Genomic DNA, 21078 nt, shown 5'->3' with positions numbered 1-21078 from the left:
GCCTAGTTTGATGTCAGCGTTATATCAGCCAGTTCGCCGGGTTCAATCTGTGGCCGCACCCCCAGCAATGGCGCGACGCGGCGGGTGATTTCCGCGGCCACGGGCACGGCTGTCCAGCCTGCGGTGCGGCGCGGTTCATCGCCCGAGGTCTCGACGGGTTCATCCAGCGTTACCACCAATACATATTCCGGATCGTGGGCCGGGAACACGCTGGCGAAGGTCGCAATCACCTTGTCGTCATAATAGCCGCCGCCGTTTTCACGCGGCTTGTCGGCCGTGCCGGTTTTGCCGCCAACCGCGTAGCCCGGCACATCGCCAAAGCTGGCGGTGCCTTCGGTGACCACCTTGCGCAGCATCGACAGCGAGGCGCGCGCCGTTTGTTCGGACATGACGCGCGGCCCAAGTTGCCCCAAAGGCTGGTTCAGCAACGTCGGCGTAACCTTGCGCCCGCCATTGGCAAGCGTCGCATAAGCCGCCGCCAGATGCATCGGACTGGCCGACAGGCCGTGACCATAAGAGATTGTCATCGTCGAAAGCTCGGACCAATTGCCCGGCAACAGGGGCTGCCCCCCCGCCGCTTCGACGATTTCAACCGACGTCGGGTCAAAAAAGCCAAGCTTTTGCAGGAACGCCTTCTGCCGCTCGACGCCGATCATCTGGGCAATCCGTGCGGTGCCAATATTCGAGGATTTCACAATCACTTTCGTCGCGCTCATTTCAGAGCCGTAGTTGCGGAAATCGCGAATGCGATGCTTGCCCCACCGCAGCGGCCCCTTGGTGTCGATCATCGTTGATGGCTGGATCAAGCCCAGTTCCAACGCCTGCGCCACGGCAAAAATCTTGAAGGTCGAGCCGAGCTCGTAAACGCCTTGCACCGCGCGATTGAACAGCGGGCTGTCGCTGGCATCACCTTCGACGGCGGGGCGCGGCCGGTCATTGGGGTCGAAATCCGGCAAGGACGCGACCGAAATAATCTCGCCGGTGTTCACCTTCATCAGGATCGCGGTCGCGCCTTTGGCATTCATCAAGGTCATGCCACCATGCAACACGCGCTCGACCGCGGCCTGCACCGACAAATCCAAAGACAACGTCAACGGCTCATGCCCATGCGCGGGATCACGCAGGCGGTCGTCAAAGTGTTTCTCGATTCCGGCCACGCCGATCACCTCGGCGGCATGCACGCCTTCGCGGCCAAAGCTGGCACCACCCAGAACATGCGCCGCCAGCGTGCCATTGGGGTAAAGCCGCATTTCACGCGGCCCGAACAACAGGCCCGGCTCACCGATATCATGCACCGCCTGCTTTTGCTCAGGGCTCAGCTTTTTCTTGACCCACAGGAATTTGCGCTTGCCGGTAAAATCTTCAATCAGACGATCCCGATCAAGATCGGGGAAGATCTTGACCAGTTCCCGTGCGGCGCGCTCGGGCTCTATCATCTGGGGCGGCTGCGCATACAAGCTGTGGGTTTCAAAATTGGTGGCCAGAATGCGCCCCTTGCGATCCACGATATCGGCGCGCTGCGCAAAAATATCTGCCCCGGCAATCGAGGTGCGCGGCTCGGACGGCTCGGAATGGGCCAGCACACCCATCCGGGCCCCGATCAGACCGAAGGCGCAGAAAAACATCACCCCCAGAACCAGCAGGCGGCCCTCGGCGCGCAGCCGGGCCCGGTCGCGCATTTGTTCATGCCGGATACGGATATTCTCGCGTTCGATCGCATCGGGGTTTTCGCCCTTGGCGCGGGCCTCAAGGATACGGGCCAGCGGACGCAGCGGGGTGCGGATCATTGCGTGGCCTCCATGTTGGACACGTCAACAGGCGACAGGATCGGCAGGCTTGTGTCCTCGGGCGGAAAGGCCACCTGATCAATCTTGCCGAACTGGTAGGGCTGCAATGGCAAAAGCCCCAGCGAGTCGAAATTGATCTCCGCCAGATCGCGCAGCCGATCTGGGCGGTTCAAATAGGCCCATTCGGCGTTCAGAACCCGCAAACGTTGCCGCTCATGGCTGATCGCACGCTGCAAGGCTTCGGCCTTGGCCTGTGCGGCCTGTGTCTCGTAATTTTCGCGGTAAGCCCAAAACGCAAGGCCGATAACGGCCAAGGCGGTCAGAACATAAAACAAACTGCGCATTATCTGTCCCCCTTGAGCAATGGCGTTCCTATCGCTTTGCGGTCTATCGGCGTCGCGGGCGCGTCGGTGCGGATCGCGACCCGCAGTTTGGCGCTGCGCGATCTTGGGTTCTCGGCCAGTTCATGATCGTCGGGCCCAATGGCCTTGCGCTGTTTGACCTCGAACTCTGCCGTGTCTTTTTGGATTTCCGGCGCATGGCGGCTGCCACGCCCGCCGCCCCCCGACTTGGCCTGCAAAAAGCGTTTGACCATGCGGTCTTCGATCGAATGGAAGGTGACCACAGCCAATTGCCCCCCCGGTTTCAAGGCTCGCTCGGCCGATTCCAGCCCGGCCACCAGCTCGGCAAACTCGTCATTCACCGCGATGCGGATCGCCTGAAAGCTGCGGGTCGCGGGATGGGCCTGCCCCGGCTTGGGCCTTGGCAGGCATTTTTCTACGATTTCAACAAGTTGAAAGGTGGTTTCAATCGGGGCCACGGCCCGAGCTCGGGTAATCGCCCGCGCGATGCGGCGGCTGGCCCGTTCTTCGCCATATAGGTAAAGGATATCCGCCAGCTCGGCCTCTTCCGCGGTGTTCACCAGATCGGCGGCGGTTGGGCCGTCTTGCCCCATCCGCATATCCAATGGGCCGTCCTGCATAAAGGAAAAGCCCCGCTCGGCGCGGTCAAGCTGCATCGACGACACGCCCAAATCCAACACCACGCCGTCAGCATCCTGCACGTGATCGTCCATGTGGGAAAATGTATCCTGCACCAATTGCAGGCGTGCGCCATACTCGGCGCCCCATTGCCGCGCCATGTCCAAGGCCAATGGATCACGGTCCACCCCGATCACCCGCTCGGCCCCGGCCTCAAGCAAGGCGCGGGTATAGCCGCCCGCGCCAAGGGTGCCATCCACCCAGACCCCTTCAACAGGCGCGACGGCCCGCAAAAGCGGACGCAGTAAAACGGGAATATGCGGTGCAGAGTTGGGGGCTTGGGCAGCAGCAGCCATCCGTTACGCCCCTTTCGGTCCATCAAGGAAGGACAGCGGATCGAAATCTTCGGGCAACTCATCCAGCCATTCTTCGGTTTTGGCCAGCTCTTCCTGCTCGTAGGTTTCGGGCTTCCAAACTTGGAACGTATCGCCCGCGGCTATGAAAAACGCCTCGGCCTCAAGGCCGATCTTCTGCCTAAGCTTGGCCGGAAGAACCAAACGCCCGGTTTCATCCACATTGGTCGGGTAGGATTGACCATGAAACAAGCGTTGCAGCATCTTGCGCTCCATCGAGCCACGCGGCAACGCGTCGATCTTCGCGTCGACCTCTTCGATGGCCTCCATGGTGTAGCATTCAAGGTAATTGCGGCGATGGTCGCCGTAGACGATGACCAGTTCGGGGTTCAGACCTTCGGTCCAATTCGGGTCAGCCGCTTCGAGAACACGGCGAAACGAGGCCGGGATCGACACCCTACCCTTGCTGTCCACCTTGTGGTGGCTTTCGCCTCTGAACCTGCGAACCACTGTCCCGTCCGCCTCTCTGTCGCCCCCGATTGATATCGACCGCTGGAAACGAAACGGCGGATTGAGCTGCTGCCACTGCCCAATCCGCCGCCCTCGTCCCGCCTTGTGCGGGGTGTCCGACTGCGCGCGCCACCTGGGGGGATGTCTGCTCGCTCGCGCGCCGGATCTCTTCGTTCGATGAAAGCGGGTGCCTGTATGAAACCTGACTTGGGAGTTTTTTGTTCGGGGTCTTTGTTGCGCCCCTTTGTTCCCGTCCTCATCGTATGAACAGGGATGCCATGGGAATTCATGGAAATCAATATAAATTTATGGGCACGAGACGCAGAGCAACGCCTTCTAGGCCCCTCCAATAGAACATTATGCCCAAACCTACCTATGTATAACACACGTCATAGACCCCAAAAAAGGCAGCCACACAATATATAGACCTCAGACGCCGCAAAAAAATGTCCCACGATTTCCCGGAAAAAAGTGAATTTCTACACGATTATTACGCCGAAACTGGATTTCTGATGGGCGAGCCACCGAAATATCTCGCCAAACGCCGTTTTGATTCGTGCCGTTTGAAGCAGTGGCCCATGGTTTCCCACATGGCGCCCCGCGATATCCCATTTCGAATTTTCAGATTGACTGGCCGACGTGGTCGTCAGGCGTCTAGCCACTTGTACATCACAAGCGCATCGACCAGCCCTGCCTCGGGATGGTCGAACGCCCCCGGAAGACGACCGACTGTTTCAAACCCCAGATCCGTCCAAAGGTGGATCGCCCCAACATTCGTGGACACCACAAGATTGAACTGCATGGCGCGATAGCCCAGCTTTACCGCTGTGGCCTGTGAATGCAGGCACATCGTGCGCGCCAAGCCCTGCCCCCGCGCTTCAGCAGAGACGATATAGCCGCAATTGCAGACATGCGCGCCGTTCCCGGCCTGATTGGACTTGATGTAATAGGTGCCAAGAACGGCACCGTCACGCTCGGCCACATAAACGGCCCTCGGCTGCTCGACCCAAAGCTCCAACACGCGCTCGCGCGTCAAGTTCGGGTCGATGGCATAGGTGTCACCCTTGCGGATCGTATCACGCAGCATAGGCCAAAGGGCGTCTGTATCCGTGTCGCGCACTGTTCGGATCACAACTTGTGTGTCGTCGCTCACCTGCTGCTCCTTGTGGCCTTCAAAGTCGCGCCACAATACCGTGCAAATGTTTAGGAGCAAGCCCCGTATCCGGCCCCGGCGCATGACCGGGACCGGCAAAAAACGGCATCAGTCGCGCACGACAAAGACCGAACATTTGGCATGCTCGGCAATTTTACCACCGTTGGACGGCCAGATATAATCAAGGAAACTGGGCATATGGCTTTGCATGACAATCAGGTCAACGCCCTCTTCCGTCACGGCCTTCAACAGCACATCATCGACATCCGTGCGCGGATCATGGGCCACCACCATATCGCCGGTCGCGTTGATGCCGTAGGCCTCGGCCTGTTCGGCAGCAAAGGCGTTCAGCTTTTCCTTGTATTCTTCGGGGTTGTGCGCGGTCGAGCTTGGCGTTGGCGTCGTCGCCCCGACATAGACCAATTCTGCCCCGAACTTCTTGGCCAGATCAGCCGCAACGTCCAGCGATTTCTTCAGATCGCCTTTATGGGCCAGATCGACCGGCGTCATGATTTTCTTGAACATTCACTATCCTCCTTGCGTGCAGATCAAATTTCGCCCCGCACCAGATAATCGGTCCGGGCACGCACGCCGCACTGAACGGGGGCCTGCGGCGGCTCCGCAGGATACCCCTTGGATCAACGGTAACGCGACGCGGGCAGGAAAATCAATCAACCACGCCAACTCTTTGCTCTTATGCGACGGAACACGCCGCGATCGGACGATCAAGCGTTCACATCCACCACGACACGCCCCTTGACCTGACCTTTCAGAATATCCCGACCAAGCTGCGGCAAATCGGACAGCGTCGCAGGCTGAACCATCGTCTCAAGCTTATCCATCGGAAGGTCCTTGGCAATGCGTTGCCATGCCCGCACTCGATTGTCATAGGGCTGCATGACACTGTCGATCCCCAAAAGGTTGACACCGCGCAGGATGAACGGGGTTATCAAGGCCCCATCGATGGCGGCCCCACCGGCCAGTCCAACCGCCGCAACCGATGTGCCATATTTCATCTGTTTCAGCACCCGCCCCAGCATGGCACCCGCCACCGCATCCACGCAACCGGCCCATAGCTCAGATTCCAGCGGTTTTTTCGTCACTTCGGTCAACTCGTCACGCGCCACGATCTGTGTCGCACCCAGATCTTGCAGGTAGTCAGCGGTTTCCGGACGCCCTGTCACAGCTGCCACTTCGTGGCCCAGACTGGCCAAAATCGCCGTGGCCACACTGCCCACGCCACCGGCAGCCCCGGTCACAAGAACCGGGCCATGACCGGGCGCAAGCCCATGATCTTCCAACGCCAAGACCGACAACATCGCCGTCAATCCGGCGGTGCCAACCGCCATCGCCTGGCGCGCATCCAGCCCCTCGGGCAAGGGCACCAACCAGTCGGCCAGAACGCGCGCTTTCTGGGCATAGCCCCCCCAATGCGCCTCGCCCACGCGCCAGCCGGTCAGAACAACCTTGTCGCCGGGCTTGTACCGCGCGTCCGAGCTTTCTTCGACGGTGCCCGCGAAATCAATGCCGGGCACATGCGGATAATTCCGCACCAATCCACCCCCCGGCCCGATACACAGACCGTCCTTGTAATTGACGGTGGAATACTCAACCGCAACCAAGACTTCGCCATGCGGCAGATCATCCACGCCGATCTGTTGCACCGCAGCGTGGGTCTTGCCGCTGTCCTCGTCCTTATCGACCACCAATGCATTGAACATCTGTCTCTCCTTTTGCGCGCAGGACCAGCCCCCTGCTTTTTCTTGGTCAAAATACCCCGGGGAGTGTGAGGGGCTGGCCCCTCACTCCCGCCCTCTCGGCCAGAACTCAGGCCCAGAATGCCTCGCGCACTTGCGCTTCACGCAGGCCATCGGGGGTATCGACCTGCACCCTGGTGCCCGCGTCCCAATGGGTCATGCGCACCATGCCAATGGCCACATTGGTGCCAACATCCGGGCTCCACGCCGCCGAGCTGACGCGCCCAACCCGTTTGCCGTTGGCCATCACCGGCCACCAATGATCACAGCCCGGCACCGGCGGCCCGTCAATCTCAAGCGCCCGAATTTGTTGCACCGGCCCTTCCTTGGCCACCCGCAACAACGCATCCCGCCCGATACAGCCAATCGCGGTATGCGTGTTGCAAAACCGCCCCAACCCGCATTCATGCGGCGTGTTGTCATCGGTCATGTCGTTGCCATAGCTCAGCAATCCGCCCTCGATCCGTTCTATCAGGTTCGGACATCCGGCATGCACATCCAGCGGGCGGCCCGCCTCCATCAACGCCGCCCACAGATCCATGCCGATATCGGACCCTTCAAGGTAAATCTCGAATCCACCCTGCTTGGAGTAGCCCGACCGCGCAATCACCATGTCGCGCCCCTGAAAATCAAAGACACCGAACCGGAAAAAACGGATATCGCGCACCGCATCGCCAAAGACAGCTGCCATCAGATCATCGGCTTTCGGCCCCTGCACCGCCAGCGGCGACACGTCCGGTTCGTCCACCAGAACATCCAGCCGCCAGCCATGCGCGGTGGCCCGCACCCAATACAACAGGTCACTGTCGGCGATGGAAATCCACCACCGGTCCTCGGCCAGTTTGACGGCCACCGGATCGTTCAGCATGCCGCCGGTTTCGTCCACAATCGGCACGTAATAGCATTGCCCCGGCGTCATGCCGCGCAAATCGCGCGGCGTCAGCATTTGCATCAGGCGCCCGGCATCCGGCCCGCGCAACTCAACTTGGCGCTCGCAGGACACATCCCAGACTTGCACCGCCTCTTTCAGATGGCGGTAGTCCTCTTCGATGCTGCGGAACACCGTCGGCAACAACATGTGGTTATAGACCGTGTAGGCCTTCACGCCCGCCGCCGCGACACCTTCGGCAAAGGGCGTGCGACGCAATCGGCGCGACAGCGATAAAAGGGGGGCCGTCATGATCTCTCCTCCTGCATGACGAACAATGCGATGGCGGGCGGCACGCGGCCCGCCCGCCTGCCCATGCGTCAGCGTGGGCCGTGCCAGTCGATCTGGCAGATTTCCGCACTGCGGCCGTCGAAATCCCACACCCGGCCAAAGGCGCGCACACGGCCCTTGGTCGCGGTGGCGACGGTGATATCAGGGCCCATCCAATATTCGGTGTTGGTGACCACGATATCTTCACCGCCCTTGCCTTCAACGGGCACAACCTCGCCCTGAATTTTCTTGCCCACCATCAGGCGGCGCGCCTTGCCTTCGGTCTCGAACACCACCGGCGCGCGTTCAGCGCCCAGAAACTCGCTGACCAACAGGCTGAACAGCCCGGTCGTGCCCCGCGCCTTGCCGCTGAAGATATTGACCAACGCGTCATAGGCCGCATCACTGGCGCGGTCATCGATATAGGCCGCCGCCTTCCAATTGCCGCGCGCCATCAGGCCGGGAATTTCCAGCATCAACCCCACGTTCAGCCCCGATAGATCGGCATCGCCATACTGCCCCTCGTCAATGCGCACCCCGGCCCAGGCCTGACAATAGCCTTCCGTGGGCGGATGCTTGCCCAGTGACACCACGCAGGGGCAAAACACCGTGCAATTGCAATTGAGGATCAGCTCCCCTTTGATGGTCCAAGGCACCGTGCCCAATTCGTCCAATGGCATGTTTTCTCCTCCTCCGGATTAAAGCGCGCCCAGCAGTGCCCAGACACCGCCCGCCAAAAGCGCAACGCCCAAGGGCCGCGTTAACCAGCGGCCCAGATCGGGCAGTTTCTCGATCACCATCACCACGGTCGCCAGCCCCATGAACGCAAGGTTCATGACCCCACCGACAAAGGCCAGCGCCATAAGCGCCCAACAGCAGCCAAGGCACACCAGCCCCAAACGCAGCCCGTTGCGCCACGGGCCGTCCTCCCAATGCTGCATGAAAAACGTCAATGGCGCGCGGCACTTGGCCAAACAGGCCTCTTTCACCGGGCTGAACTGATAGGCCCCGGCCAACAGCAGCAGCACGCCAGACAACAGCCTTGATCGGCTGTCGCCAAACGCGCTCACCAGATCGGCGCGAAATAGGCCCATTTGCACAGCCGCCGCCAAAACCGAAAAGCCCAGCCAAACACCCAGATACCCGGCCAACAGCGCCCCAAACCGGCCCTGCCCGGCTGTGGGTAATTCATCATAGGTCGCCAAGGCCGGCAGGGCGGTCGGGGCCATCATCGCCGCCGACATCAACGCCCACATCGCCGTGATCCGCAAAAACCCGGCGGCGTCTGGCGTCACCACACACAGGCTGGCCAGAAAATCCGCCCCATAAAGCCGCCCCGCCGCGCGCAGGTCTTGCGGCAAGGCCATTGCATATAAAAGCCCCCATGCCACGATGATCAGCCCGAACAACACCAGCCAGTGCAGCCCGGTCATTTGCCTGATACGAAGTGAAATCATTTTGCCCTCAAACGACTCAATGCTTGCCAACAAATTGTCAGACAATTAAATGTAAGACAAATGAAAACTGATCCAGAGACCAAACCCGACCTGTCGGCCCAAATCGCCAAGGCAATCCGTGATGCGATCATCGAAGGCCGCATGATCGTGGATGAACGCCTGCCGTCCGAGGCCGAACTGGCAGACCAGTTCAAGGTCTCGCGCCCCACGGTTCGCGAAGCGCTAAAACGGCTTGCCGCGCAATCGCTGATCCGCACCCAACGGGGGGCCTTTGGCGGAGCCTTCGTCAGGCATCTCAGCTACGAAGAGGCCTATGGCCAACATATCACCACATCGACACTTCTATTATCGATGAACGCTGTCAGCTTCGAGACCGCTTGCGAAGCCCGCTATGCGTTGGAACGCGCCTGCGCGCCGCTGGCCTGCACCCGCCGCAGCGCCGACCATCTGGCCACCATGCGCGCCGAAATTCACCGCCAAGGCCAACCCGGCCTCAGCGATGAAGCGTTTTGCGCCTCGGATGTGACCTTTCACCGGGCCTTGGTCGATGCCGCCAACAATCCGGTGCTCAGCTACCAACTGGCCGGCGCGGTCGAGGCGATGCAACCCTTGATGAACATGATCACATTCACCGCCCGGTCGCGCGAAACAATCGTGCAATTGCACACCCGCATTGCCGACGCTCTTGAGCATGAAACCCCGCAACAGGCCGACACTGCCTTACACGAGCTTGAAGCCTATACATTGACACTTGGCCGCGATGTGATGGCCGCCCGCACGCGCCAAAACGCCTGACGCCCTTCTTCTGTTCAAAAATATCCCAGGGGGTTTGGGGGACAGCGTCCCCCAAGGCCTGCGTGGCCTGAACGCAAATCGCATATGGGCGCCAGCGGCGCGCCATTCAGGAAAATAACCGCTCAGTCGTCCAAAGGTCGCGCTTCGTCGACCAGCATGATCGGGATGCCGTCGCGGATCGGAAAGGCCAGCCCCGCCGCCCGGCTGATCAATTCTTGCCGGTCGGCGTCATATTCAAGCGTGGTTTGGGTCTGCGGACAGATCAACGCCTCCAGCATATGGCGGTCAAACGGGGGGCTGGCCTTCGGCGTCGTGCTGGTTGGGTCTGATGCATCTGTCATTGAACGAAATCCTTTTCGTCGCCGCCGCGCAGGGCATATTCGATCAGTGTTATCAAAGTTTCGCGCCGTGTCGACAGCGATGGTGCCTCAAGCAGCGCCTGCTTATCCTCGGGCTCGAACCCCAAAAGCATCGACAGCGAGTTGACCAGCAATTCGTCATCCGCCTGCTCCAACGTGTCCCAATCGGTCTGCAATTCCCGGGCATCGAAATATCGGCCCAAAAGCGACAGAAACGTTTCGCGGTCGAAGTCCGGGTCTTCTTCCGACGGGCCTAGGTCGCGCTCGAACCCGGTCCAAGAGGCCCTGACGCGGCGATACGGCGTGAAGCCGTCGATTTCTTCACTGATGCGAAAGCGGGACACGCCGGTCAGGGTGATCATGTACCGCCCATCTTCGGTTTCCGAAAACTGGGTGATGCGCCCCGCGCAGCCGATGGAATGCAACCCCTTGTCCTTGGCGGCGTCCGTTGCCGAGGCCGGGCCCGGGTTGGGCTGCACCATCCCGATCATGCGTTCCGGCGTTTTTAACGCATCATCCAGCATCGCCAGATAGCGGGGCTCGAACAGGTGAAGAGGCAACCGCGAACGCGGAAGCATCAAGGCGCCCGGCAGTGGAAAGACCGGGATGATATCGGGCAAATCGGATGTATTGAGCATGAGGGTGAACTTAGCCCGCGCGCCGGTTCAGGCAAATATCATCGAGCTGAGTTTGCGACGCCCGTTCAGCACGATGGGGTCATTGGGCTTGAGCGCCTCGAAAATAGTGAAAAGCTGCTGTTTGGCGGCTTCATCATTCCATTCGCGATCCCGCCGGAACAGTTCCAACAATTGCTGGACGGCGTCTTCGGTCTGGCCTGTCGCATGCAGAGCCTGCGCCAGATCGAACCGGGCCTGATGGTCGTCAGGATCCGCCGCGACCTTGGCTTGCAATTCCCCGACTGGTCCCGCGTCTGCGGCCTGCCGCGCCAGTTCAAGCGCCGCATGCGCGGCCTCCAGTTCCGGCGCGTTCGAGATGTCCGCCGGTGCACCGTTCAAAATCGCCTCGGCCTGATCAAGATCGTCCATGGCAATATGCGCCCGGACCAGCCCGGCATAGGCGGTCGCGTTTTGCTCGTCCTCCTGCAGGATCGCGGCAAAGGTCTGCGCGGCGTCCGTGGCCGCGCCTTGCTCTAGCATCTCTTCCGCGGCTGCGATTGCGTCGTCCAGTCCGCCACCCGCATCACCGCCTGCGGCTTGAATCACGCGGTCCACAAAGGCCCCGATTTCCGACGGGGCGATGGCGCCCTGAAACCCATCAACCGGCTGCCCTTTCCAAAAGGCATAGACCGTGGGAATAGATTGCACCCGCAACTGGCTTGCAATCATCTGGTTTTCATCGACATTCACCTTGGCCATTTTGACCGCACCCTTGGCGCGCGTCACCGCCTCTTCCAAGGCCGGACCAAGGGTTTTGCACGGGCCGCACCACGGCGCCCAGAAATCCACGATCACCGGCACGGTCTGGCTGGCGTCCACGACCTCGGCCATGAAATCCGCCTCATAGACGTCCTTGATCAAATCGGGTGCAGGTTGCGTTTGGCCGCCAAGTTCAAGCATGTCGCTGGCTCCGGATGCTAAGAAATTACTTTCAATTACATGGCGCAGCAACGCAGGTGTTGCAAGAGGTAGCGGATCAATCAGGCAAAGGGCTGGAGAATAAAAAATATTGACCAAGACGGCGGACGGCGGCTCAACCCTTCGGCAGCGCCGCCGCCCATGAGGGCATCTTTACGACACAACCCTGATCACCAGCTACTCACCCCCCGCGTGCTTTTCCTGAAAGCTAGACAAAATGATAGGTCAGGTTTTCCTTACCTTTACGTCAAGCGCAGCGTTTCAAAGGTCAAACGTTGCGAAAACCGGCGCATGATCGCTGGGTTTTTCCCATCCGCGCGCCGCTCGCAAGACGCGGCTGGAATGAAACGCGTTTTTCAGATCATCCGACGCCCAGACATGATCCAGCCGCCGTCCCTTGTCGGCCGCATCCCAATCGCGGGCCCGATAAGACCACCAACTGTACAGCTGGCCTTCGGGAATATCGCTGCGGGTCACATCCACCCACCCGCCGGCATCCTGCGTCTGGCCCAGATGGTCGACCTCAATCGGCGTATGGCTGACCACCTTCAGCAACTGTTTGTGCGACCAAACGTCATCTTCGCGCGGGGCGATATTCAGATCGCCCACCAAAATGGCCTTTTCGGGCCGGCTGTCACGAAACCAGTCACGCATCTCGGTCAGGTAATCCAATTTCTGGCCGAATTTCTCGTTTTTTTCACGATCCGGCACGTCACCACCGGCGGGGACGTAAAAATTATGAATCACCGTGCCGTTTTCCAGCCGCCCGGCCACATGCCGGGCATGACCCAAGCTGGCAAAGTCCTGATCCCCTGCATCCTCGATCGGCAAACGGGACAGGATCGCAACGCCGTTATAGCCCTTTTGCCCGCGCGCAACCATGTGGCCATATCCCAGATCGGCAAAGGCCTGCGTCGGTATCTTGTCGACCGGGCTTTTGCATTCCTGCAAGCACAGGATATCCGGCGCCTCTTCTTGCAAAAGTTTCGCAACCAATCCCTCGCGCAGTCGAACCGAATTAATGTTCCATGTCGCCAGCGTGAATGCCATGCGCGTTCCCCCTCGTGGCTGAGTGTTTCAAACTGTCCTGCGCTCTATACCGCGAAGCGCGGCGCACGACACCCTTGCAAGCGCCCCTGTCGTCCCACGGCACAAAAAAAGCCCCGGCAAAATGCCGGGGCCAGTCCAACAGGGAGGTGCATGTGATGACCCGCACATGCAACGGGTTCCAAAGCAGCATACAATTGTATTCAAGCCCCGCTTTGATCTGCGTCAAAACCTGCAGGACCAATTGCCGCCGCTTGCGTTTCTTAGGCCAAAAGACGATAGCCGCCCGATTCCGTGACCAGCAGGCGCGCATTCGACGGGTCAGGCTCGATCTTTTGGCGCAGGCGATAGATATGCGTTTCCAGCGTATGGGTGGTGACACCCGCGTTGTATCCCCAGACCTCATGCAGCAAAACATCGCGGGCCACCACGCCGTCGGTCGACCGATAGAGGAATTTCAAGATGTTCGTTTCCTTCTCGGTCAGGCGAATCTTGCGCTCATCCTCGTCGATCAGCATCTTCATCGACGGCTTGAACGTATATGGCCCCAATTGAAACACAGCATCCTCGGACTGTTCGTGCTGGCGCAGTTGCGCGCGGATACGGGCCAGCAAAACCGGAAATTTGAACGGCTTGGTCACGTAATCATTGGCCCCTGCATCAAGGCCCAGAATCGTGTCGGCATCGCCGTCATGGCCGGTCAGCATCATGATCGGGGCCTTCACCCCCTGTTTGCGCATCAGGCGGCACAGCTCGCGGCCATCGGTATCCGGCAGCCCGACATCAAGGATCACAAGATCGTACAGCCCTTCACGCGCTTTGGTCATGGCCTCGGCGCCATTTGCAGCTTCGACCACGTCGAAATCTTCCGTAACCACCAATTGCTCGCTCAGCGCCTCGCGCAGGTCGTCGTCGTCGTCGACCAAAAGGATTGTCTTAAGCTGTCCCATTCCAGTAGCTCCTCGTGCTGGTTGGACCCAAGATGTGCCAGCCATCAGCCCGAGACAAGATATGCAACACTGGTTTCACGTCGACGTGTTAGCGCGCGAGCATATGTTTCAATTCCTGTCGAAAGGCGCTAGATGTTACACAGTAACAACCAGGATCCCATCTCATGAGCCTTGCACCGGACCTGACCGAAACCATCGCCCGTGCCCGCGCTGACCTGCGCATGGGCGTGCCGATCGTTTTGCACGCATCAAAGGGCGCGGCATTGATCATGGCCGCAGAAACGCTGGATGCGCAGCGTTTGGCCGATCTGCGCGCCCTTGGCGGGCGTCCAGTGCTGGCCGTGACCACGCGACGGGCCGAAACCCTAAAGGCGCGGGCCTATGACGGGGATTTGGCGCGCATCGTGCTGCCCCCTGATGCCAGCCTGTCTTGGGTGTTGGGGGTGGCTGACCCGGCTGATGATCTGAAAACCCCGATGAAAGGCCCGCTGATCACGGCGCGCGATGGCGACGCCGGGCTGCATCGGCTTGCGCTGACCGTGGTCAAATCGGCGCGTCTGTTGCCCGCGGCCTTGGTGCTTGACCTGACCGACCCCGCGCCATTCGCGGCGCAACACGGGCTGACATCAGTGCCCGCCGATCAGGCCGCCGAATTGCTTTTGCACACAAGCCCGTTGCACCCGGTGGTCAGCGCACGGTTGCCTTTGCAAGTGTCCGAGGCCGGAAAGCTGCATATTTTCCGCCCCGAAGACGGCGGCGAGGAACATTACGCCATTGAAATCGGCCAGCCGCCGCGCGACGCACCCGTCTTGGCGCGGCTGCATTCGGCCTGCTTTACCGGCGACCTGATGGGCAGCCTAAAATGCGACTGTGGCCCGCAATTGCGCGGCGCACTGGCACAGATGGGCGGTAAAGGGGCCGGTGTGCTACTCTATCTCAACCAAGAGGGCCGTGGCATCGGGCTGGCCAACAAGATGCGGGCCTATTCCCTGCAAGATCAGGGATTCGACACCGTCGAAGCCAACCACCGGCTGGGGTTTGAAGATGACGAGCGTGACTTTCGAATCGGCGCCGAGATCCTCAAGCGCATGGGGTTTTCCGCCGTTCGGCTGATGACCAACAACCCCGGCAAAATCGCCATGATGGAGGGATCGGGCGTGACAGTGGCCGAACGCGTGCCTTTGAAAGTGGGTGAAAATGCCCACAACAAAGCCTATCTTGCCACCAAAGCTGCAAAGTCGGGACATCTTTTGTAACCCGTGCACCGGGTGGCACGGGCAGGATTTGAGTATTTTTGGAACAATGAAGCGCCGGGGCGCGACATGGCTTACCCGTTGCGCCCGGTCTGATCGTGGTCGTCCGGCAATGGCGCGTCAGGATCGGCTTGACCGACGCCCAGAAAGACGAACTTGAACGGCAAGATCCAGACCACGCCAAGCCCGACATAGACCAGAAACTCAACCCAGATCGAGGGGCGTTCGAACATATCCACAAGATTGACGGCCACCACGATATACAGTGGCAGTCCAATCAGCAGGATCACCAGCGACCACCGCCGCCGCGCCTTGTAACTTAGTGCCATGTCGCCCCCTTGAACGATCGGATCAATCCGCGAACGGGTCGGTGACCAATATCGTGTCTTCGCGTTCCGGTGAGGTGGAAAGTAGCGCAACGGGGCAGTCGATCAACTCTTCGACGCGGCGCACATATTTAATCGCATTGGCGGGCAAATCCGCCCAACTGCGCGCGCCTTCGGTCGACTCGCTCCAGCCGGGCACGTCCTCGTAGATGGGCACACAGCGCGCCTGCTGATCTGTCGCGGTGGGCAGGTAATCAAGCCGCGTGCCGTCCAGATCGTAGCCGACGCAGATTTTCAGCGTCTCAAACCCGTCCAGCACATCCAGCTTGGTCAGGGAAATGCCGTTGACCCCCGAGGTGGCGCAGGTCTGGCGCACCAGCGCGGCATCGAACCAGCCACAGCGGCGCTGGCGGCCCGTGGTTGTGCCGAATTCATGGCCGCGTTCGCCAAGGCGTTGGCCGTCGGCATCCTGCAATTCGGTGGGGAATGGCCCCTCGCCCACGCGGGTGGTGTAGGCCTTGACGATTCCAAGCACGTAATCAATCGCACCTGGCCCGATGCCAACACCGGTGGCCGCCTGCCCGGCGATCACATTCGACGAGGTAACGAACGGGTAGGTGCCGAAATCGATATCCAGCAACGCGCCCTGCGCGCCTTCGAAGAGGATGCGTTTTCCGGCTTTGCGCTTTTCGCTCATGACTTTCCAGACAGGACCGGCATATTGCAGGATATTCGGGGCGACCTGTTTGAGCTGCTCAATCAGCGCGTCGCGGTCGATGGGCGGCTGCCCCAGCCCCTTGCGCAGCGGATCGTGGTGTTGCAAAGCGCGATCAACGCGCGCCTCCAGCGTGGCATGGTCGGCCAGATCGGCGACGCGGATGGCGCGGCGGCCCACCTTGTCTTCGTAGCACGGGCCGATGCCCCGCCCGGTGGTGCCGATCTTGGTGCCCTTGCTGGCGGCTTCTTCGCGGGCGCGGTCCAACTCGCCGTGATAGGGCAGGATCAGCGGCGTATTTTCCGCAATCATCAGGGTTTCGGGGCTGATCTCGACGCCTTGGGCGCGGATCGTCTCGATTTCTTGCAGCAGGTTCCACGGGTCCAGCACGACGCCATTGCCGATCACGCTGAGCTTGCCACCGCGCACCACGCCCGAGGGCAAGGCATGCAGCTTATAGACCTTGCTGTCGATCACCAGAGTGTGGCCCGCATTGTGGCCCCCCTGAAAGCGCGCGATCACATCGGCACGCTCGCTGAGCCAATCCACGATCTTGCCTTTTCCTTCGTCACCCCATTGGGCGCCCACGACGACGACGTTTGCCATGATGATCCTCTTGCATGATGCTGCGGGTCAAAGCCCGGAACCGTATAGCGGGCCACGACGGGCGGCGAAACCGGAAATTGACGTGGCCGCGCGCAACCGCGGCACAGACTGCATTGCCGGGTTGCGGGTCCGCCCGGAATTGCATAGATACCCCGCCAGACGTCACTCGCATACGACAAAGGCCTTCCCCAATGGAAAACGTTGTCCTGATCATCCACCTTCTTCTGGCCCTCGCCCTGATTGGCGTGGTGCTGCTGCAACGCTCGGAAGGGGGCGGCCTTGGCATGGGCGGCGGCGGTGGCGGCGCCATGACAGGCCGTGCCGCGGCCACGGCCTTGGGCAAGATCACATGGGCCTTGGCGATTGCGTTTATCGCAACCTCGTTGACGCTGACCATTCTGGCGGCGCAGAAATCGGCGGGCTCGTCCGTGTTGGACCGGATCACCGACGCCCCGGCACCTTCCCCGGCCGAGCCGGACCTGCCCGATGCGGGCGGATCGCTTCTGCCGCCGGCAGCGGATGATACATCGCCGCTGACACCAAGCGCCGACTAACCACAAACGCTTGAGGCCTGTTTTCAGACCGCAACAGCATCTTGCGGTCTGCTTGCCTTAGTTCGACGAATCCTTTACATATTGAGTCCCGTGGTGCTGCGGCCAATTTTGGCCGGACAGGGCTCGAAATCGGCTTGGGTCTCAAGCCTGCAATCACGGGGGATGCCAGCGTATGGCAAGGTATATTTTCATAACTGGCGGTGTTGTGTCCTCACTGGGCAAGGGGTTGGCCTCGGCGGCGCTTGGCGCCTTGCTGCAGGCGCGCGGCTTTTCGGTGCGGCTGCGCAAACTGGACCCCTACCTGAACGTCGATCCCGGCACGATGTCGCCATTTGAACATGGCGAGGTGTTCGTCACCGATGATGGCGCGGAAACCGATCTGGACCTTGGCCACTACGAACGCTTCACAGGCGTTCCGGCCCGCATGACAGACTCGGTCAGTTCCGGGCGCATCTATTCCAACGTGTTGGAAAAGGAACGGCGCGGCGACTATCTGGGCAAAACCATTCAGGTCGTCCCGCATGTCACCAATGAAATCAAAGACTTTCTGAAAGTCGGTGAGGACGAGGTCGATTTCATGCTCTGCGAGATCGGCGGCACCGTGGGCGACATCGAAGGCCTGCCTTTTTTCGAGGCGATCCGCCAGTTTTCGCATGACAAGCCGCGCGGGCAATGCATTTTCATGCACCTGACCTTGCTGCCCTACCTGGCCGCCAGCGGTGAGTTGAAAACCAAGCCAACACAGCACAGCGTCAAAGAACTGCAATCCATCGGCATCGCCCCTGATATTCTTGTCTGCCGGTCCGAACAGCCGATCCCGGAAAAAGAGCGCGAGAAAATCGCCCTGTTCTGCAATGTCCGCAAAGAGGCCGTGGTGGCCGCCTATGACTTGAATTCGATCTACGAAGCGCCATTGGCCTATCACCGCGAAGGGCTGGATCAGGCCGTGCTGGACGCGTTCGACATTTCGCCTGCGCCCAAGCCCGACCTGCGCGTATGGCAAGACGTGGCCGACCGCATCCACCATACCGATGGCGAGGTGACCATCGCCATTGTCGGGAAATACACCCAACTGGAGGACGCCTATAAGTCGATCAAAGAGGCCCTGACCCATGGCGGGATGGCCAACCGGGTCAAGGTCAAGGTCAAGTGGGTGGATGCCGAAATATTCGATACCGAAGACCCTGCCCCGCATCTTGAAGGGTTCCATGCAATCCTTGTGCCCGGCGGCTTTGGCGAACGCGGAACCGAAGGCAAGATCAAAGCGGCGCAATTCGCCCGCGAACGCCAGATCCCCTACATGGGGATCTGTCTGGGCATGCAGATGGCGGTGATCGAAGCGGCGCGCAATTTGGCCGGTCTGGATGACGCAGGCTCGGAAGAGTTTGACCACGAGGCCGGGAAAAAGCGTTTTACGCCGGTGGTTTATCACCTCAAAGAGTGGGTGCAGGGCAACGCAAAGGTCAAGCGCAAGGTCAGCGACGACAAGGGCGGCACGATGCGCCTTGGCGCTTACGACGCGACTTTGAAGGATGGCAGCCGCGTGGCGCAGGTTTATGGCACGACCGAGATAGATGAGCGCCACCGCCACCGCTATGAGGTGGATGTGAAATACCGCGAAAAGCTGGAACAGGTCGGGCTGGTCTTTTCCGGCATGTCACCCGATGGCCGCCTGCCCGAAATCGTGGAATGGCCGGATCACCCGTGGTTCATCGGGGTGCAGTTTCACCCCGAGTTGAAGTCGAAACCCTTCGACCCGCATCCCTTGTTTGCCGATTTCGTGCGCGCGGCGGTGGAAACCTCGCGTTTGGTTTGAGGCGGGGTTTCGGGGGCGCTGCCCCCGTCGCGCACAGCGCGACTCCCCCGGAGTATTTTGAGAACAATGAAGGCGCAGGCCCGTTCGACGTGGTTATGCCGCGCAGGTGATCTGGTTTAAGGCCTTTTGCACAAGGGCGGGGCCTGCGCCGGGCTGTGCCGCGCCTTCCGACAGGATACGCCGCCACGCCCGTGCGCCGGGGCGCCCCGCGAAAAGCCCAAGCATGTGGCGGGTGATCTGATTGAGCTTCCCGCCTTGGGACAGATGTCGCTCGATATAGGGCAACATTGCATATACAACCGCCTCGGGTGTGCTGTCTGGCCCACCCGCGCCAAAAATCACCCGATCCGCTGCGCAGAGGATATCAGCGGGCTGATGATAGGCCGCACGCCCGACCATGACCCCATCCAGCCCCCCCTGCAGCGCGGCTTGTGCTTGGGCAAGCGTCGTCACGCCGCCATTGAGGCTGATGTGCAAATTGGGAAACAGCCCTTTCATTCGGTGGACAAGGTCATAGTCCAGCGGTGGAATATCGCGGTTTTCCTTGGGGCTCAGCCCCTGTAGCCAGGCCTTGCGGGCATGGATCGTCACCCGCTCAACCCCGGCGGCAACGATATGGGCCAGAAACTCAGGCAGCACCTGTTCGGGGTCTTGGTCATCCACGCCGATGCGGCATTTGACAGTGACCTCAACAGGCTGCGCGGCAATCATCGCCGCGCAGCACTCGGCCACCAAGGCGGGCTCTTTCATCAAAACCGCGCCGAACGTGCCGGATTGCACCCGGTCAGAGGGGCAGCCAACGTTCAGGTTGATCTCATCATAGCCCGCCTGCGCGCCCAAACGAGCGGCTTGCGCCAGTTCGCTGGGGTCCGAGCCCCCCAGTTGCAGCGCAACGGGATGTTCCTCGGGGCTGTGCTCCAGCAAATGCAGCGCGCCGCCACGCACCAGCGCCGGGGCCGTCACCATCTCGGTGTACAAAAGCGTCTGCCGCGACAGCAATCGGTGCAAATACCGACAATGCCGGTCGGTCCAATCCATCATCGGCGCAACGGATAGGCGGGCGGCCTTGGGGGCTGCGTTCACGGCCATTCAGCGTTCTCCTTGGGGCGCTTTAAATCAAACTAGACCCACTGCACATATCATATGCACACAAGGTCTGCACCGCCACCCTGCCGCTTGCAAAGACGGCCAAACGGCAAGGATTTCGTAAACCGCAGGCGATCCGACGTCAGCCTGTAGACGACCTTTGGAGCGCCGTCAAAAAAGGCCACGAAACATGTGTGCATCCCCGACGTGCATATCGCGGGCACAGTTTGCGAGCGCGCGGAATTTTCGCCAGACCCAAAGGCCGAACTACGCCTCAAAGTGAATCATCCGGCCAGCTTCGACACAGGGTTCCAAGGTGTTTCCAGCAATGGCTGCGTCCCGGTGGATGGCGTAAGCTATTTCGGGGAAGGCGTATCGACCTGTACCTATGTCAAAGACGTTCACGTTTCGAAAGATCGTATCAAGTTTGATATGCGGCAATCGTTCAAGCTGTCGATTGGCATACCGCATGTCAAAACTTGGGGTGTGGAAGTGCACCTTTGGCATCATAATTTTGACCTCAAGAACTGAACATGCATAGCGGCCCGGCGTCGAACCGTCAGCCGGGCCGTTTGCCGCTGATGGGGCGGACAGACAACACCTCATAGGACATCCACAACATATGAAACCAATTATCTTTATGTTTGCCACGGTTGGCGTCACAGGCTGCACGACGGCGGCTGATGTTTTTCACCAACCAGACAGTGAAGGACCACCGGCTGACGCCGGAGGCATCACTTGGAGGAATGTAATTCCAGGTACTGCCGGATGACGTCGTCAG

At 60.4% G+C, this 21078-nt stretch carries 24 protein-coding genes; 5 read left to right on the top strand and 19 right to left on the bottom strand.

Features of this window, described 5'->3' with window-relative positions; translation table 11 throughout:
• Positions 1 to 2 precede the first annotated feature (2 nt).
• The 10 genes from HAT86_RS00115 to HAT86_RS00070 all read right to left on the bottom strand — a co-directional run bounded on the left by HAT86_RS00115 (position 3) and on the right by HAT86_RS00070 (position 9171).
• Complete coding sequence (locus HAT86_RS00115) at positions 3 to 1787, bottom strand: peptidoglycan D,D-transpeptidase FtsI family protein (protein WP_167192564.1); 1785 nt, start codon at positions 1785 to 1787, stop codon at positions 3 to 5.
• On the bottom strand, positions 1784 to 2131 hold the full coding sequence (gene ftsL, locus HAT86_RS00110; protein ID WP_196780452.1) for a cell division protein FtsL: 348 nt from the start codon (positions 2129 to 2131) through the stop codon (positions 1784 to 1786). The genes HAT86_RS00115 and ftsL overlap by 4 nt, the downstream gene beginning before the upstream one ends.
• Positions 2131 to 3123, bottom strand: a complete 993-nt coding sequence (gene rsmH, locus HAT86_RS00105; RefSeq protein ID WP_167192563.1) for a 16S rRNA (cytosine(1402)-N(4))-methyltransferase RsmH — start codon at positions 3121 to 3123, stop codon at positions 2131 to 2133. The genes ftsL and rsmH overlap by 1 nt, the downstream gene beginning before the upstream one ends.
• 3 nt (positions 3124 to 3126) lie before the next feature.
• Entirely contained in the window at positions 3127 to 3630 is a 504-nt protein-coding gene (gene mraZ / locus HAT86_RS00100; RefSeq protein WP_167192562.1) for a division/cell wall cluster transcriptional repressor MraZ, read from the bottom strand.
• 646 nt (positions 3631 to 4276) lie between these two features.
• Positions 4277 to 4717 (bottom strand): GNAT family N-acetyltransferase, encoded by a 441-nt coding sequence (locus tag HAT86_RS00095; RefSeq protein WP_167192769.1) that lies wholly within the window; start codon positions 4715 to 4717, stop codon positions 4277 to 4279.
• 174 nt (positions 4718 to 4891) lie between these two features.
• The gene (locus HAT86_RS00090; RefSeq protein ID WP_167192561.1) at positions 4892 to 5308 is read right to left on the bottom strand and encodes a universal stress protein; all 417 of its coding nucleotides are present in this window, start codon (positions 5306 to 5308) and stop codon (positions 4892 to 4894) included.
• Between the two features lie 200 nt (positions 5309 to 5508).
• On the bottom strand, positions 5509 to 6504 hold the full coding sequence (acuI, locus tag HAT86_RS00085; protein WP_167192560.1) for an acryloyl-CoA reductase: 996 nt from the start codon (positions 6502 to 6504) through the stop codon (positions 5509 to 5511).
• A gap of 106 nt (positions 6505 to 6610) precedes the next feature.
• Positions 6611 to 7720 (bottom strand): dimethylsulfoniopropionate demethylase, encoded by a 1110-nt coding sequence (locus HAT86_RS00080; RefSeq protein WP_167192559.1) that lies wholly within the window; start codon positions 7718 to 7720, stop codon positions 6611 to 6613.
• Positions 7721 to 7788: 68 nt separating this feature from the next.
• Complete coding sequence (locus HAT86_RS00075; RefSeq protein WP_167192558.1) at positions 7789 to 8418, bottom strand: DUF1326 domain-containing protein; 630 nt, start codon at positions 8416 to 8418, stop codon at positions 7789 to 7791.
• An 18-nt stretch (positions 8419 to 8436) separates the two neighbouring features.
• The gene (locus tag HAT86_RS00070; RefSeq protein WP_167192557.1) at positions 8437 to 9171 is read right to left on the bottom strand and encodes a DUF2182 domain-containing protein; all 735 of its coding nucleotides are present in this window, start codon (positions 9169 to 9171) and stop codon (positions 8437 to 8439) included.
• Between the two features lie 84 nt (positions 9172 to 9255).
• Here HAT86_RS00070 and HAT86_RS00065 point away from each other — a divergent pair, with 84 nt between their 5' ends.
• Positions 9256 to 9990, top strand: a complete 735-nt coding sequence (locus HAT86_RS00065; protein ID WP_167192556.1) for a FadR/GntR family transcriptional regulator — start codon at positions 9256 to 9258, stop codon at positions 9988 to 9990.
• A 122-nt stretch (positions 9991 to 10112) separates the two neighbouring features.
• Here the strand turns inward: HAT86_RS00065 and HAT86_RS00060 are convergent, their stop codons facing one another.
• From HAT86_RS00060 to HAT86_RS00040, 5 genes are all read right to left on the bottom strand, one after another.
• A complete protein-coding gene (locus HAT86_RS00060) occupies positions 10113 to 10331 on the bottom strand; it encodes a Trm112 family protein (protein ID WP_167192555.1) in 219 nt (72 codons plus the stop codon).
• Entirely contained in the window at positions 10328 to 10987 is a 660-nt protein-coding gene (locus HAT86_RS00055; protein ID WP_167192554.1) for an LON peptidase substrate-binding domain-containing protein, read from the bottom strand. The genes HAT86_RS00060 and HAT86_RS00055 overlap by 4 nt, the downstream gene beginning before the upstream one ends.
• A 27-nt stretch (positions 10988 to 11014) precedes the next feature.
• Complete coding sequence (locus HAT86_RS00050) at positions 11015 to 11926, bottom strand: thioredoxin family protein (RefSeq protein ID WP_167192553.1); 912 nt, start codon at positions 11924 to 11926, stop codon at positions 11015 to 11017.
• Positions 11927 to 12205: 279 nt separating this feature from the next.
• Positions 12206 to 12994: an exodeoxyribonuclease III gene (locus HAT86_RS00045; protein WP_167192552.1), complete on the bottom strand. Its 789-nt coding sequence runs from the start codon at positions 12992 to 12994 to the stop codon at positions 12206 to 12208.
• A 260-nt stretch (positions 12995 to 13254) separates the two neighbouring features.
• The gene (locus HAT86_RS00040) at positions 13255 to 13941 is read right to left on the bottom strand and encodes a response regulator transcription factor (protein ID WP_167192551.1); all 687 of its coding nucleotides are present in this window, start codon (positions 13939 to 13941) and stop codon (positions 13255 to 13257) included.
• Positions 13942 to 14105: 164 nt separating this feature from the next.
• Between HAT86_RS00040 and ribA the strand changes: the two genes are divergently transcribed.
• Entirely contained in the window at positions 14106 to 15197 is a 1092-nt protein-coding gene (ribA, locus tag HAT86_RS00035; protein WP_167192550.1) for a GTP cyclohydrolase II, read from the top strand.
• Positions 15198 to 15268: 71 nt separating this feature from the next.
• Here the strand turns inward: ribA and HAT86_RS00030 are convergent, their stop codons facing one another.
• Together HAT86_RS00030 and HAT86_RS00025 are read right to left on the bottom strand one after the other, a co-directional pair.
• Positions 15269 to 15523, bottom strand: coding sequence for a DUF2842 domain-containing protein (locus HAT86_RS00030; RefSeq protein WP_167192549.1), 255 nt, complete (start codon positions 15521 to 15523; stop codon positions 15269 to 15271).
• Positions 15524 to 15545: 22 nt separating this feature from the next.
• Positions 15546 to 16841: an adenylosuccinate synthase gene (locus HAT86_RS00025; protein ID WP_167192548.1), complete on the bottom strand. Its 1296-nt coding sequence runs from the start codon at positions 16839 to 16841 to the stop codon at positions 15546 to 15548.
• 191 nt (positions 16842 to 17032) lie between these two features.
• On the opposite strand from HAT86_RS00025, the gene secG reads away from it, so the two are divergent.
• A complete protein-coding gene (gene secG, locus HAT86_RS00020) occupies positions 17033 to 17395 on the top strand; it encodes a preprotein translocase subunit SecG (protein ID WP_167192547.1) in 363 nt (120 codons plus the stop codon).
• A 172-nt stretch (positions 17396 to 17567) separates the two neighbouring features.
• Positions 17568 to 19211, top strand: a complete 1644-nt coding sequence (locus HAT86_RS00015) for a CTP synthase (RefSeq protein ID WP_167192546.1) — start codon at positions 17568 to 17570, stop codon at positions 19209 to 19211.
• A 93-nt stretch (positions 19212 to 19304) separates the two neighbouring features.
• Here the strand turns inward: HAT86_RS00015 and dusA are convergent, their stop codons facing one another.
• Positions 19305 to 20300, bottom strand: coding sequence for a tRNA dihydrouridine(20/20a) synthase DusA (gene dusA, locus HAT86_RS00010; RefSeq protein WP_167192545.1), 996 nt, complete (start codon positions 20298 to 20300; stop codon positions 19305 to 19307).
• A 189-nt stretch (positions 20301 to 20489) separates the two neighbouring features.
• Here dusA and HAT86_RS00005 point away from each other — a divergent pair, with 189 nt between their 5' ends.
• Complete coding sequence (locus tag HAT86_RS00005) at positions 20490 to 20828, top strand: hypothetical protein (RefSeq protein ID WP_167192544.1); 339 nt, start codon at positions 20490 to 20492, stop codon at positions 20826 to 20828.
• A 28-nt stretch (positions 20829 to 20856) separates the two neighbouring features.
• On the opposite strand, the gene HAT86_RS16785 is transcribed toward HAT86_RS00005, so the two are convergent.
• Positions 20857 to 21078, bottom strand: a 222-nt coding sequence (locus tag HAT86_RS16785) for a hypothetical protein (protein ID WP_231125764.1), incomplete at its 5' end; no start/stop codon positions are given.

This window comes from Roseovarius gahaiensis (genome assembly GCF_011601345.1).
Lineage (GTDB): Bacteria > Pseudomonadota > Alphaproteobacteria > Rhodobacterales > Rhodobacteraceae > Roseovarius > Roseovarius gahaiensis.
The sequence above is the reverse complement of the archived record's forward strand: the minus strand, read 5'-3'. Positions and strand labels throughout refer to the sequence as shown.

Excerpts from the sequence above, each read along its gene's own strand:
- HAT86_RS00115 (WP_167192564.1), bottom strand. The coding sequence starts at position 1,787 with ATGATCCGCACCCCGCTGCGTCCGCTGGCCCGTATCCTTGAGGCCCGC.
- ftsL (WP_196780452.1), bottom strand. The coding sequence starts at position 2,131 with ATGCGCAGTTTGTTTTATGTTCTGACCGCCTTGGCCGTTATCGGCCTT.
- rsmH (WP_167192563.1), bottom strand. The coding sequence starts at position 3,123 with ATGGCTGCTGCTGCCCAAGCCCCCAACTCTGCACCGCATATTCCCGTT.
- HAT86_RS00095 (WP_167192769.1), bottom strand. The coding sequence starts at position 4,717 with ATGCTGCGTGATACGATCCGCAAGGGTGACACCTATGCCATCGACCCG.
- HAT86_RS00090 (WP_167192561.1), bottom strand. The coding sequence starts at position 5,308 with ATGTTCAAGAAAATCATGACGCCGGTCGATCTGGCCCATAAAGGCGAT.
- acuI (WP_167192560.1), bottom strand. The coding sequence starts at position 6,504 with ATGTTCAATGCATTGGTGGTCGATAAGGACGAGGACAGCGGCAAGACC.
- HAT86_RS00080 (WP_167192559.1), bottom strand. The coding sequence starts at position 7,720 with ATGACGGCCCCCCTTTTATCGCTGTCGCGCCGATTGCGTCGCACGCCC.
- HAT86_RS00075 (WP_167192558.1), bottom strand. The coding sequence starts at position 8,418 with ATGCCATTGGACGAATTGGGCACGGTGCCTTGGACCATCAAAGGGGAG.
- HAT86_RS00070 (WP_167192557.1), bottom strand. The coding sequence starts at position 9,171 with ATGACCGGGCTGCACTGGCTGGTGTTGTTCGGGCTGATCATCGTGGCA.
- HAT86_RS00065 (WP_167192556.1), top strand. The coding sequence starts at position 9,256 with ATGAAAACTGATCCAGAGACCAAACCCGACCTGTCGGCCCAAATCGCC.
- HAT86_RS00060 (WP_167192555.1), bottom strand. The coding sequence starts at position 10,331 with ATGACAGATGCATCAGACCCAACCAGCACGACGCCGAAGGCCAGCCCC.
- HAT86_RS00055 (WP_167192554.1), bottom strand. The coding sequence starts at position 10,987 with ATGCTCAATACATCCGATTTGCCCGATATCATCCCGGTCTTTCCACTG.
- HAT86_RS00050 (WP_167192553.1), bottom strand. The coding sequence starts at position 11,926 with ATGCTTGAACTTGGCGGCCAAACGCAACCTGCACCCGATTTGATCAAG.
- HAT86_RS00045 (WP_167192552.1), bottom strand. The coding sequence starts at position 12,994 with ATGGCATTCACGCTGGCGACATGGAACATTAATTCGGTTCGACTGCGC.
- HAT86_RS00040 (WP_167192551.1), bottom strand. The coding sequence starts at position 13,941 with ATGGGACAGCTTAAGACAATCCTTTTGGTCGACGACGACGACGACCTG.
- ribA (WP_167192550.1), top strand. The coding sequence starts at position 14,106 with ATGAGCCTTGCACCGGACCTGACCGAAACCATCGCCCGTGCCCGCGCT.
- HAT86_RS00030 (WP_167192549.1), bottom strand. The coding sequence starts at position 15,523 with ATGGCACTAAGTTACAAGGCGCGGCGGCGGTGGTCGCTGGTGATCCTG.
- HAT86_RS00025 (WP_167192548.1), bottom strand. The coding sequence starts at position 16,841 with ATGGCAAACGTCGTCGTCGTGGGCGCCCAATGGGGTGACGAAGGAAAA.
- secG (WP_167192547.1), top strand. The coding sequence starts at position 17,033 with ATGGAAAACGTTGTCCTGATCATCCACCTTCTTCTGGCCCTCGCCCTG.
- HAT86_RS00015 (WP_167192546.1), top strand. The coding sequence starts at position 17,568 with ATGGCAAGGTATATTTTCATAACTGGCGGTGTTGTGTCCTCACTGGGC.
- dusA (WP_167192545.1), bottom strand. The coding sequence starts at position 20,300 with ATGGCCGTGAACGCAGCCCCCAAGGCCGCCCGCCTATCCGTTGCGCCG.